Consider the following 12,325-nt stretch of genomic DNA (forward strand, 5'->3'; position numbering starts at 1 on the left):
CCTTGTCGGCAGGTTCGGTCACGGCAGGCGGGCCAGCAGTTCGCGGGCCTGGGCCTGGCTGTGCAGGTCACCGCCTTCGGCGACTTCCAGCAACAGGGTGCGCGCCGTCTGCGCGTCGCCCAGATCGAGGTAGGCAATGGCCAGTTCCAGGCGCTCCTGGCCGGCACGTGGCGACCAGCCGGCGTCGCCGGCAGGCGCGGCCGCGCTCGACGCGATGTCGTCGGAATGAGAGGCCTCGATGCTGCCATGGTCGATGCCGTCGATGGCTTCGGGATGAGCGGCATCCGCCGGCGCCTCGTTGTCATGCGCGTCGGCCGGCAGATCGAACACGCCGCGGAACTGCGGCTGCTGTTCGGCATGCAGTGCGTAGTCCGGCACCGCCACTTCGGCCGGCGCCTGCGGTACAACGCGTTCGTCCTGCAGCGGCACGGCGACGACAGCCTCGTCGGCGGTGGTTGCGGAATCGTCCCAGCGCGGCAGATCGGTCACCGCTTCGGGCAAGGCCACCGCGTCCTCGTCGCGCAGCGTGTCGGCCTGCCAGTCGGCCCGTACCGCGTGCTCGACGACGGGTTCGGCGACCACTACGTCGTGCACTTCGGTTTCGGTCGCCCAGTCGGGCATCGCCGGTTCCTGGCGGCCGTTGCCGGCAACAGCCGATGACCACGAGGACTGCTCGGCCAGCGTATCCAGCGCCGCACCCGCCGGCAACGCTGCGGCCAGGCCGGCAGCATCGTCTTCCTCACGCAGCGGCGGCAGCGGCGACGGCTTGCGACGACGCAGCAGCCAGGCGGCGCCCGCCGCCAGCAGCAGCACCGGCAGCCCCAGCCAGTACCACGACGTTGCCGCATCGCGGGCATCCGGTGCCTGCGCCAGGCGCTGCTGCGCGGCGGCCAGGTCGTTGTCCTTCATCGCGATCAGCGACTGCTGCTGTTCCTTGAGCTTTTCCAGGTCGGCCACGCGCTGCTTCAGCTCGCCGATCTCGGCATCGCGGGTGGCGATGTCCTCACGCGCCTGGCGCAGTTGTTCGTTGCCCAGCATGTCACCCTCGCTGCCGGCAGCGGTGCCGGTGGTTGTGCCCACATGCGCGGCGTCGGACGCCAGCGCCGGAGCGATCTCAAGTCGTGCCCCATTGGCCGCAGCCGGGGAAGAAGCATTCGTGGCTGCCGCCTTGGCAACCGGTGCGGCCATGCCCACCGGTTGCGGCACGGTACGCGCCTGCCGCCATTGCGCGGCATGCTCGCGCACGAGCGTCGCCGCTTCGGCAGCGTCGACCGCAGCAAGCGCATCACTGCCGGGCATGCGCAGCACCGCACCCTGCTTGAGCAGGTTGACGTTGCCGCGGATGAAGGCTTCGGGATTGGCACGCAGCAGGGCGATCATCGCGCGGTCGCGACTGACCTGGTTGCCACGTGCCACCGCACTGGCGATCTCCGACAGGGTCTGCCCGCGCTGCACGGTGATGCTGCCATCGGCCGCCGGTGCAGCAACTGGCGCGGAGGCCGCACGCGGGCGTGCCGGTGCTGGCGCCACCGCTGGTGGCGGCGTCGTGGGCGTCTCTGCTGCTGGCACCGAAGCCGGTGCAGGTTCGCGCACGATGGTATTGGAGAGCGTACCGGCCGGCGCGACGATTTCCGGCTCGGCCACGGCCAACGCACTGGGCGGCGCATCGACCAGTGCCGAGTACTCACGCACCAGGCGGCCCTGGCCCCAGTCGGCTTCGATCAGGAAGCTGAGCGACGGCGTCTCCACCGGCGCCTGCGAGGTGACGCGCACCACCGCCCTGCCCTGCGTGTCGCGGGTCAGTTCGAACTGCAGTTCACTGACCAGTCCGGTTGGCCGCTGCAGGCCGACACGTTCGAAGGTGACCGGTGAGGCCAGCGCCACGCGCAGGTTTTCCAGTTCGGACGGGTCCGCCGAGACCACCGGGATTTCGGCCAGCAGGGGCTGGCCCGGCTTGGACAGGACCCGGATGTCGCCCAACCCCAGGGCAAGCGCCGAACTGCTGGCCAGGGCCAGCAGCGCGGCGGACAGATAGGTGAGCGGGCGCTTTGCGCCCTTGGCCCGTTTATTCATGGGCGACACTATAAAGCGTGCGGACCGGGGTCCGCACCCACCGATGGGAGACCTTCGGTAGGGCCGGCCGCTGGCCGGCATACACGCACGCCCCCATCACGGCAATACCGGCCAGCGGCCGGCACTACCGGTGAGGCAACCGCTGTGATCAGCGCTGCTCGGCGGCGACCAGCTCGGCCAGCTGCACGGCATTCAACGCCGCGCCCTTGCGCACGTTGTCCGACACGATCCACAGGTTCAGGCCGCGCGGGTGCGACAGGTCCTCACGGATGCGGCCGACGTACACCGCGTCGGTGCCCGACGCATGCGTGACCGGGGTCGGGTAACCACCGGCTTCGTGACGATCGACCACTTCGATGCCCGGCGACTGCTCCAGCAGCGCGCGTGCTTCGGCCACGGTGACCTTATCGCGGGTCTCGATCGCGACCGACTCGGAGTGGCCGTAGAACACCGGCACGCGCACCGCAGTCGGGTTCACCAGGATGCTGTCGTCGCCGAGGATCTTGCGGGTCTCCCAGATCAGCTTCATCTCTTCCTTGGTGAAGCCGTTGTCCTGGAAGTCGTCGATGTGCGGGATCAGGTTGAAGGCGATCTGCACCGGGAAGCGCTGCGGATCGATTTCCTGGAAGCTCAGCAGCTGGCCGGTCTGCTTGCCCAGTTCCTCGGTAGCCGAACGGCCGCCGCCGGACACCGACTGATAGGTGGAGACGTTGATACGCTCGATGCCGTACTTGCGGTGCAGCGGTGCCAACGCCACCAGCATCTGCATGGTCGAGCAGTTCGGGTTGGCGATGATGCCGCGCGGACGGTTGGCGACCTGCTCCGGGTTGACCTCGGACACCACCAGCGGCACGTCATCGTCGTAACGGAAGGCCGAGGAGTTGTCGATCACCACCGCACCCGCTGCGGCGAACTTCGGTGCGTATTCCTTGGACACGCTGCCGCCGGCCGAGAACAGGGCGATCTCGACGCCGCTCGGATCGAAGGTGGCCAGGTCCTGGACCTTGACCTTCTGGCCGTTGAACTCGATCTCGCCGCCGGCCGAACGCTCGGAAGCGAGAACGCTCAGGGTGCCGACCGGGAAATCACGCTCGGCCAGGATCGACAACATGGTCTCGCCGACCGCACCGGTGGCACCGACGACGGCGACGTGGAAACTGCGCTGTGCATTGCTCATGGGGGAAACTCTCACGAAAACGGGGATGGGGAAAAAAACACGCACGACAGCTGGGTTCGGGGAACCTCCTCAAGCGGGGCGCGCGGAGGTTCCCTATCGTTTCCCGGTTTTTTTGCCCAGAGTCACGCGCGCGGCCATCGCCGCGTCAGCGTTGATCGCGCTCGGCATGCGCGACGGGCCGCCGTCCAGGCCGAGCCCGGCAACCAGATTATCCACGGCCAGCTGTACCATCGCCGTGCGCGTGGCCAGCGAGGCGCTGCCGATGTGTGGAGTGAGCACGACGTTGCGCAGCGCCAGCAGTTCGGGGCGTACCTTTGGCTCGCCTTCGTACACATCCAGACCCGCTGCAGCAAGGCGGCCGTTGGCCAGCGCATCGGCCAGCGCGATCTCATCGACCAGGCCGCCGCGGGCGATGTTCACCAGCGTCGCCGACGGCTTCATCTTCGCCAGTGCAGCGGCATCGATCAGGTGATGCGAGGCCGGGGTATACGGCAGCACCAGCAGCAGGTGATCGGCCTGCGCCAGCAGCGTGTCCAGGTCAACGTAACGGGCCCCCACCTCCGCTTCGATCGCGGCCGGAAGCTGCGAACGGTTGTGGTACAGCACCTTCATGCCGAAACCATGCGCGCCGCGGCGGGCGATACCCTGGCCGATGCGGCCCATGCCGAGGATACCCAGCGTGCTGCCGTGGATGTCGGCACCGAGCATGGTCTGGAACGACCACTGCTGCCACTGGCCTTCGCGCAGCCAGCGCTCGGATTCAGTGATGCGGCGTGCGGTGGCCATCAACAGAGCGAAACCGAGATCGGCGGTGGTTTCAGTCAGGACGTCCGGGGTATTGCTGGCGAGGATGCCGGCCGCGCTGAGCGCGTCGACGTCCAGGTTGTTGTAGCCGACACCGACATTGGCGATCACCTGCAGCTGCGCGGCATCGGCCACCTGTGCTGCGCCGATGCGCTCGTTGAGGGTGATGATGGCGCCGTCGGCGCTGGCCAGCTGTTCGGCGATCTGGTCGGGCGACCACGCGGTGACGGTGTCGGTGCTGCGCAGCTGCACGCGATCGCGCAGCGGCGCGATGGCCGCGTCGATCAGCGGCTGGCTCACCCACACGGTCGGCCGCGTGTCAGCCATCGATCTGCCCGGGAATACGCGGGGTGATCGTGCCGACATCGCCGCACTGCGCGCGATGACGCAACGCCTGGTCCATCAGCACCATCGCCACCATCGCCTCGGCGATCGGGGTGGCGCGGATACCGACGCAGGGATCGTGGCGACCGGTGGTGACGACCTCCACCACGTTGCCGGCCGTGTCCAGCGACGGGCCGGGCAGGCGCAGGCTGGAAGTCGGCTTGAGCACGATCGAGGCGACCACCGGCTGGCCGGTGGAAATGCCACCGAGGATGCCGCCGGCATGGTTGCTGGCGAAGCCCTGCGGGGTCAGCAGGTCGCGGTGTTCGGTGCCCTTCTGTGCGGCGCTGGCGAAACCGTCGCCGATTTCAACGCCCTTCACCGCGTTGATGCTCATCAGCGCGGCGGCCAGTTCGCCATCGAGCTTGCCGTAGATCGGCTCGCCCCAGCCTGGCGGCACGTTGTCGGCCACCACGTCCACGCGCGCACCGACCGAATCACCGGACTTGCGCAAGGCATCCATGTACGCCTCCAGTTCCGGCACCTGTGCGGCGTGCGGCCAGAAGAAGGGATTGTCTTCCACCGCCGACCAGTCGAAACCGGCCGGGGTGATGTCGCCGAGCTGCGACAGGTAGCCGCGCACGGTCACGCCGAAGCGCTCAGCCAGCCATTTCTTGGCGACTACGCCGGCGGCCACGCGCATGGTGGTCTCGCGCGCGGAAGAACGGCCGCCACCGCGCGGGTCGCGGATGCCGTACTTGTGCCAGTAGCTGTAGTCGGCATGGCCCGGCCGGAACTGCTGGCCGATGTTGGCGTAGTCCTTGCTGCGCTGGTCGGTGTTGCGGATCAGCAGGGCGATCGGCGTGCCGGTGGTCAGGCCCTCGTACACGCCGGACAGGATCTCGACCTCGTCCGCCTCGCGGCGCGCCGAGGTGTGGCGGCTCTTGCCGGTAGCGCGACGCTGCAGGTCGTGAGCGAATTCGGCCGCGTCCAGCGCCAGCCCCGGAGGGCAGCCATCGATCACGCAGCCGATGGCCGGCCCGTGCGACTCGCCGAACGTGGTGACGGTGAACAGCTTGCCGAACGAATTGGAGCTCACGGGCGCTGCGCCGCCAGCTCGGTGATGCGCGCGCTGTGGGCGATCAGCTCGCGGCATTCGACCGCGAAGATGCCCATCTGGCCGACCTTGAATTCGATCCAGGCGAAGTCGACTTCCGGCAGCAGCTTGATCAGGTGCTGCTCGGACTCGCCCACTTCACAGATCAGCAGACCGTCTTCGCTCAGGTGCAGCGGCGCATCGCGTAGGATCTTCAGCACCAGGTCCAGGCCGTCGTCGCCGGCACGCAGGCCCATCTCCGGCTCGTAGGAGTATTCCTGCGGCAGGGCATCGGTCTCGTCGTTGGTGACGTACGGGGGGTTGGTGACGATCAGGTCGTAGTGGCGACCGGTCAGGCCGTTGAACAGGTCCGACTTGAGCAGGGTCACGTTGTGCGCCTGCAGGCGTTCCTTGTTTTCCTCGGCCAGCGACAGCGCGTCGTCGCTCAGGTCGACACCGTCCACTTCCCAGTTCGGGTAATAGTGGCCCATGGCGATGGCGATGCAGCCCGAACCGGTGCACAGGTCCAGCGCACGGCTGACATCGCGGCCGGCCAACCACGGCTCGAAGCCGCACTCGATCAGTTCAGCGATCGGCGAGCGCGGCACCAGGGCGCGCTTGTCGCTCTTGAAGCTCAGACCGGCGAACCAGGCCTCACCGGTCAGGTAGGCGGCCGGGATGCGTTCGTCGATGCGACGCTGGAACAGTTCCAGCACGCGCACCTTCTCTTCCTGCAGCAGGCGCGCCTGGCCGTAGGCCGGCCCCAGATCGTGCGGCAGGTGCAGGCTGTGCAGCACCAGCTGGGTCGCTTCATCCAGCGCGTTGTCGTAGCTGTGCCCGAAGGTCAGCCCGGCTTCGTTGAAACGGCTGGTGCCGTAGCGGATCAGATCGATGATCGTGTGGAGTTCGGCGGCCGTTTCAGCGGTCATGGCGGTACTGCGGGCAAAGTGGCCCTCGATTATAGGGGCTGGCGCCCGCGGCGGCATCCGTTGCGGCAGAAACGATCGGGCCGCAGCCGGTATGATGGAGCCCACTTCGCGCGGGGGCTCCCATGTTCAATCGCAACGCCGGCATCATCCTGCTGATCGCCCTGGCGGCGGGTCTCGGCCTGCTGGCCGCCCAGCAGGTGTTCGCGCCGAAACCGCCGGCCAATGCCCCGGCCACCGAAGCGATCACCCTGTACCCGCAGCCGCGCGAACTGCCCGACTTCAATCTGGCCCAGTCCGACGGCACCCGCCTGATCCCGGGCGAACTGAAGGGTCACTGGACCCTGGTGTTCCTGGGCTTCACCTTCTGCCCGGACGTCTGCCCGACCACCCTGGCCGAGCTGGCCGGCGCGCAGAACCAGTGGGAGGCCCTGCCCGACAGCCTGCGCCCGCGCGTGCTGTTCATCTCGGTCGACCCGGACCGTGACAGCGCCACCCGCCTCGGCGAGTACGTGCACGGCTTCCACAAGGACACCCTGGCCGCCACCGCCGATGTGCCCTCGCTGGAGCGCTTCGCCACCTCGCTGGGCTTCGTGTTCCAGAAGGTGCCGGGCAAGCACTTCGACGAGAACCCCGAGGATTACACCGTCGAGCACTCGGCCAGCCTGGCCGTGCTCGACCCGCAGGGCCGCCTTGCCGGCCTGGTGCGGCCCCCGTTCAACGCGCCGGCCATTGCCCGCGACCTGCAGAAGCTGACCGAGAAAACCGCCCCATGAGCCTCACCACCGCCCTGACGTACGCCCTGCCCCACCGCCTGCTGTCCTCGATGGCGCGTTCGCTGGCGTACTCGGACGATCCGCGCGTGTCGCGCTGGCTGATCGACACGGTCACCCGCAAGTTCAACGTCAATCTGGACGAAGCGGCCAACCCGGACCCGCGCAGCTATGCCACCTTCAACCAGTTCTTCACCCGTGCACTGAAGCCGGGCGCGCGCGTGGCCGATGCCGATCCGCGCAGCCTGGTGATGCCGGCCGACGGCCGCATCAGCCAGCTCGGCAGGATCGAAGCCGGCCGCATCTTCCAGGCCAAGGGCCAGTCGTTCACCGCCGCCGAACTGCTGGGCAGTGACGAGGACGCCAAGCCGTACAACGACGGCCTGTACGCCACCGTGTACCTGTCGCCGCGCGACTACCATCGCGTGCACATGCCGTGGACCGGCACCCTGCGCGAAACCGTGCACGTGCCGGGCCGCCTGTTCAGCGTCGGCCCGGCCGCCGTCAACGGCGTGCCGCGCCTGTTCGCGCGCAACGAACGCCTGGTCTGCCATTTCGACACCAGCTTCGGCCCGATGGTCAGCGTGATGGTCGGTGCGCTGCTGGTGTCCGGCGTGGAAACCGTGTGGAGCGGCGAAGAAATTCCGGCCTACGGTGACCGCATCACCCGCAAGGACTACCGCGGCCAGGGCATCCAGCTCGAGCGCTTCGCCGAGATGGCGCGCTTCAACTACGGCTCGACCGTGATCGTGCTGCTGCCGCCGGGCGTGGCCGAGTTCGCCCCGCAGCTGGGTGCCGAAAGCCCGGTGCAGCTGGGCCAGGCGCTGGCGAAGCTGCGCTGAGGCTTCGGTAGTGCCGGCCGCTGGCCGGCATCTCCGCTGATCCAACGCGTCGAGCATTGCCGGCCAGCGGCCGGCACTACCGGTACGCGCGTTACTGCAGGGCCGGAGCCGGGCCGACGTCCATGCCGTCGTAGTCTTCCACGCCCTTTTCCGCGGCCAGCGCAGCGAATTCCTGGTTGCGGCGGTCCAGCGAGGCTTCGTCGTGGATCTCCACACGCTCCACGTGCAGCACGTGGAACGGCGCGTCGCCCTCTTCCGGCTCCTGCTCGAACAGTTCCACGAAGGTGTAGCCCTGCGCCTGCAGGTGCTCTGCCAGTGCCTGCAACGGCTCAGCAGTGGAATGCACGAAGAAGTACCCCCACAGCAACGGGCCGTTGATGTCCCAGTCGGTGTTTTCGCGGAGGTTGGCGAACAGGTTGCGGGTGTCTTCGAGATCCATGTGGGTTCCAGAGGTCGTGGGGGATTACTTGTCGCAGCCCTGCAGCTTCAGCGTCTGGCCGTGGCGCAGGCTGTAGGCCGGGGCCTTCAGGCCGTTGGCGCGGGCCAGGGTCGGCACGTCGCACTGGAACTTCGCGGCAATGGCGCCCAGGGTCTCACCCCGGCCCACCTTGTGGCTGCGCACCGGCTTCGGCCGTGCCGCCGGGCGCGGCGTGGCTACCGGAGCGACCGGTGTGGTCGGCACGCTGGTGGAGGCCGCGGCGTCGGCCACCGGCACCACGCCGCCCACGGCCACGCTGCCGGTGTAGCTGGCGGCGGTCGAGCGCTTGATCGCCGCGTTCAGATCGGCGGTGATCAGGGTGCGGGCCAGGTCGGCACGCGGGCCACTGACGCAGTTGCGCTGGTACAGGCCGGCAATGCGGGTGGTGGCGTTGATCAGCGTGCCGGCCGGAATCCAGCCATCGGCCTCATAGCGCGGATTGAGATTGCGCAGCGCGCGCATGTAGCCATCACGGGTGCCGTGGCTGCCCAGGCAGATGGTCAGTTCGTAGATGGTGGTGGACTTGGCCAGGCGCAGCGTGGCCGGCTGCGCACTGATCTTCGGCAGCTCCACACCGTACTGCTGCGGGTGCAGGAAGATCCAGGCCGCGGCGATCACCATCGGCACGTAGTCCTTGGTTTCACCGGGGAACTGGTTGTAGACGCTGTCGGTCCAGAAACTCTGGCCACCGCTCTGCTTGAACACGCGCGCGGCGCGGCCTTCGCCACCGTTGTAGGCGGCCACCGACATTTCCACGTTGTTGTTCAGTTCGCGCAGGCGCTCGTTGAGATAACTGGCGCTGGCCTCGGCGGCACTGCGTGCGTCAAAGCGCGTGTCGAAGCCGGTGCCGTCCGGGCCCAGGCCGAAGCGGCGGCCGGTGGCCGGCATGAACTGCATCAGCCCGGCGGCGCCGGCACGCGAGGAGGCATGCACACGGCCGTTGGACTCCTTGGCCATGATGCCGAACAGCAGCGCCTCCGGCAGACCACGCTTTTCCCACTCCGGCCACATCACCGCGCGCAGGTTCTGGTAGTTCTCGTAGCTGGTCAGCAGCGCCGGGCGCATGTCGGTCAACCAGCGGCGGATGCCGGCCTGCACGGCGGGGTTGTACTCGACCATGGTGTCGAAGGCATGTCGCTTGTCGTTGAGCAGCGCTGCAGCGCGCGCGGCCTCCGGCACGTCGGCGGTAAGCGGGCCGATATGGTCGGGGTCGGCTTCCAGGCGGTCACCACCCTCATCGGCCACGTCATCGCTGGCAGCGGCATCAGCATCATGCTTGAGCAGACGCTTGTAGCTGGCCAGCAGGGTGCCCATCTGGCAGCCCTTCTGCTTCACGCAGTCGTTGAGGACATCTTCCATGTCCTCCAGCGCGGCGTCCGCCTCGTTGCTGCCCTTGGGGTCGGCATTGGCGACCAGCAGCAGCGCATCGCTGTAGCGCTTCTCGGCGGCGGTCATGCGCTGCTGCAGCGCATCCACCTTCACCTTGTCCCGGGCCGAAACCCGCTGCGCATGGGCGTCGGGCGCCAGGGAAACCAGGCCGGCCAGGGCCAGCAGCGGCCAACCGCGGGAAATCAGGACAGGAACGGGCATTGATGGCACTGTGTGCGAAACAGGCAGGCAGAGTAGCGGCGCCGCCAAGGTCCGGGCAAGCCGACCTTCGGCCCGTCACCGCCGGCGGTTAACATTGGGCTATTCACCACAAGGGCTGGACCATGGATCCGATTCTGCTCGGCAAAGGCATCACCGACGATATCGCCGTCACCCTGCTGCCGAAACTCGGCAACCGCCACGGTCTGGTGGCCGGCGCCACCGGTACCGGCAAGACCGTGACCTTGATGACCCTGGCCGAGGGCTTCTCACGGCTGGGCGTGCCGGTGTTCCTGGCCGATGTGAAGGGCGATGTGTCCGGCCTGGCCGTGCCCGGCACCGGTGCCGAGAACCTGCTCAAGCGCGCCGCCGAGATCGGCGTGGCCGACTACGCGCCGGCCGCCAGCCCGACCATTTTCTGGGACCTGTACGGCAAGCTCGGCCACCCGGTGCGCACCACGGTCAGCGAAATGGGCCCGACCCTGCTGGCACGCATCCTCGAGTTGAACGACACCCAGGCCGGGGTGCTCGATATCGTATTCAAGCTGGCCGACGATCGCGGCCTGCTGCTGCTGGACATGGATGACCTGCGCGCCCTGCTCGGCCTGGTTGCCGAGGAACGCAAGGACATCTCCACCGAGTACGGCCTGGTCAGCGCGCAGTCCATCGCTGCGATCCAGCGCTCGGTGTTGCGCCTGGCACAGGATGGCGGCGAGAACTTCTTCGGCGAACCGGCCTTGGAACTGGCCGACATCATGCGGGTCAATCACGACGGCCGCGGCGTGATCAGCATCCTCGCCGCCGACCAGCTGGTGCTCAAGCCCAAGTTGTATTCCACCTTCCTGCTGTGGCTGCTGTCGGAGCTGTTCGAGCAGCTGCCGGAGGTGGGCGACCTGGACAAGCCGAAGCTGGTCTTCATCTTCGACGAGGCCCACCTGCTGTTCGACGACGCACCGGCCTCGCTGGTGCAGCGCATCGAGCAGGTGGTGCGCCTGATCCGCTCCAAGGGCGTGGGCGTGTATTTCTGCTCGCAGTTCCCCGACGACGTACCGGGCAACATCCTCGGCCAGCTCGGCAACCGCGTGCAGCACGCACTGCGTGCGTTCACCCCGCGCGACCAGAAGGCGGTGAAGACCGCTGCCGAGACCTTCGTGCCGAATCCGAAGCTGGACGTGGCCAAGGTGCTCAGTCAGCTCGGCACCGGCGAAGCACTGGTCTCCACGCTGCAGGACAAGGGCGTGCCGATGCCGGTGCAGCAGACGATGATCGCACCGCCGCGCTGCCGGATGGGGCCGATCACCGAGGCCGAGCGCGCCCAGGTGCGTGCCGGCAGCCCGGTCGGCAGCCGCTACGACACCGCGATCAACCGCGAATCGGCCGCCGAGCTGCTGGCCCAGCGTGCGCAGAAAACAGTCGAGCAGGCGCAGGCTCCCGCCGCCCGCAGCCGCGAGCAGGACGAAGCGCAGGAAGGCGGTTTCGGCCAGGCGATCAAGGATGCGATCTTCGGCACCAAGCGCCGCCAGGGCATGATCGAGACCATGGCCAAGCAGACCACGCGTACCGTTGGCACCAAGCTGGGCAACCAGATCGTGCGCGGGCTGCTGGGCGGCATCTTCGGCGGCAAACGCTGACCTGCCCTCCCGGGGTCGGAGGCCTTTCCTGTGGAAAGGACCCGGCCCCATCGTTCCCCTGAAAAGAAGTCGCACCACATGTCGCGTTGGCGCCCCCCTGCAGAAAAGAGTACCGCCCTGATCACCGCCTCCGGCCACGCCCGGTTGAAGGCCGAACTGGATGAGCTGTGGCGCGTGCGCCGCCCGGAGGTGGTGAAGGCGCTGGCCGCTGCTGCAGCGGAAGGCGATCGTTCGGAAAACGCCGAGTACACCTATCGCAAGAAGCAGCTGGGTGAAATCGACCGCCGCGTGCGCTACCTGACCAAGCGGCTGGAATCGCTGCGCGTGGTCGACACCACGCCGACCGATCCGCAGGCGGTGTTCTTCGGTGCGTGGGTGGAACTGGAGAACGTGGACAGTGGCGACACCAGCCGCTATCGCATTGTCGGCCCGGATGAGACCGACGCAGGCCTGGGTTGGATCAGCATCGATTCGCCGCTGGCACGTGCACTGCTGAAGAAGCGGCTGGATGATGAATTCTCGGTGGAGCTGCCCGGCGGCCAGTTCACCTTTGCGGTAATCGGGGTGGAATACGAGCCGTTGTAGAGTCGACTGTCAGTCGACTACCGCGCGAA

Annotated in this window: 11 protein-coding genes; 4 read left to right on the forward strand and 7 right to left on the reverse strand. The window is 67.9% G+C overall.

Annotated features, from left to right (window positions below; translation table 11 throughout):
* Nucleotides 1-18 precede the first annotated feature (18 nt).
* The 5 genes from ACSYAO_RS15655 to prmB all read right to left on the reverse strand — a co-directional run bounded on the left by ACSYAO_RS15655 (nucleotide 19) and on the right by prmB (nucleotide 6,403).
* Nucleotides 19-2,073: a FimV/HubP family polar landmark protein gene (locus ACSYAO_RS15655; RefSeq protein ID WP_049463607.1), complete on the reverse strand. Its 2,055-nt coding sequence runs from the start codon at nucleotides 2,071-2,073 to the stop codon at nucleotides 19-21.
* Nucleotides 2,074-2,221: 148 nt separating this feature from the next.
* Entirely contained in the window at nucleotides 2,222-3,250 is a 1,029-nt protein-coding gene (locus tag ACSYAO_RS15660) for an aspartate-semialdehyde dehydrogenase (protein WP_012511725.1), read from the reverse strand.
* A gap of 93 nt (nucleotides 3,251-3,343) precedes the next feature.
* Nucleotides 3,344-4,381: a 2-hydroxyacid dehydrogenase gene (locus tag ACSYAO_RS15665; protein ID WP_049460694.1), complete on the reverse strand. Its 1,038-nt coding sequence runs from the start codon at nucleotides 4,379-4,381 to the stop codon at nucleotides 3,344-3,346.
* Nucleotides 4,374-5,477 (reverse strand): chorismate synthase, encoded by a 1,104-nt coding sequence (gene aroC, locus ACSYAO_RS15670; RefSeq protein WP_010483045.1) that lies wholly within the window; start codon nucleotides 5,475-5,477, stop codon nucleotides 4,374-4,376. Before aroC ends, ACSYAO_RS15665 begins: the two co-directional genes overlap by 8 nt.
* Nucleotides 5,474-6,403: a 50S ribosomal protein L3 N(5)-glutamine methyltransferase gene (gene prmB / locus ACSYAO_RS15675; RefSeq protein ID WP_032128243.1), complete on the reverse strand. Its 930-nt coding sequence runs from the start codon at nucleotides 6,401-6,403 to the stop codon at nucleotides 5,474-5,476. The genes aroC and prmB overlap by 4 nt, the downstream gene beginning before the upstream one ends.
* A 122-nt stretch (nucleotides 6,404-6,525) precedes the next feature.
* Here prmB and ACSYAO_RS15680 point away from each other — a divergent pair, with 122 nt between their 5' ends.
* Together ACSYAO_RS15680 and asd are read left to right on the forward strand one after the other, a co-directional pair.
* Complete coding sequence (locus tag ACSYAO_RS15680) at nucleotides 6,526-7,176, forward strand: SCO family protein (RefSeq protein ID WP_006381470.1); 651 nt, start codon at nucleotides 6,526-6,528, stop codon at nucleotides 7,174-7,176.
* On the forward strand, nucleotides 7,173-8,015 hold the full coding sequence (gene asd / locus ACSYAO_RS15685) for an archaetidylserine decarboxylase (protein ID WP_006381472.1): 843 nt from the start codon (nucleotides 7,173-7,175) through the stop codon (nucleotides 8,013-8,015). Before ACSYAO_RS15680 ends, asd begins: the two co-directional genes overlap by 4 nt.
* Before the next feature lie 91 nt (nucleotides 8,016-8,106).
* On the opposite strand, the gene ACSYAO_RS15690 is transcribed toward asd, so the two are convergent.
* Both ACSYAO_RS15690 and ACSYAO_RS15695 read right to left on the reverse strand, forming a co-directional pair.
* A complete protein-coding gene (locus tag ACSYAO_RS15690) occupies nucleotides 8,107-8,454 on the reverse strand; it encodes a ribonuclease E inhibitor RraB (RefSeq protein WP_032128242.1) in 348 nt (115 codons plus the stop codon).
* Nucleotides 8,455-8,478: 24 nt separating this feature from the next.
* On the reverse strand, nucleotides 8,479-10,083 hold the full coding sequence (locus ACSYAO_RS15695) for a transglycosylase SLT domain-containing protein (protein WP_049460696.1): 1,605 nt from the start codon (nucleotides 10,081-10,083) through the stop codon (nucleotides 8,479-8,481).
* Nucleotides 10,084-10,205: 122 nt separating this feature from the next.
* On the opposite strand from ACSYAO_RS15695, the gene ACSYAO_RS15700 reads away from it, so the two are divergent.
* Nucleotides 10,206-11,711, forward strand: a complete 1,506-nt coding sequence (locus tag ACSYAO_RS15700) for a helicase HerA-like domain-containing protein (protein WP_049460698.1) — start codon at nucleotides 10,206-10,208, stop codon at nucleotides 11,709-11,711.
* Nucleotides 11,712-11,789: 78 nt separating this feature from the next.
* Nucleotides 11,790-12,296: a transcription elongation factor GreB gene (greB, locus tag ACSYAO_RS15705; RefSeq protein ID WP_032128239.1), complete on the forward strand. Its 507-nt coding sequence runs from the start codon at nucleotides 11,790-11,792 to the stop codon at nucleotides 12,294-12,296.
* The last annotated feature ends 29 nt before the right edge of the window (nucleotides 12,297-12,325 follow it).

Source organism: Stenotrophomonas sp. STK16_22, assembly GCF_051984505.1.
Classification (GTDB): domain Bacteria; phylum Pseudomonadota; class Gammaproteobacteria; order Xanthomonadales; family Xanthomonadaceae; genus Stenotrophomonas; species Stenotrophomonas maltophilia_A.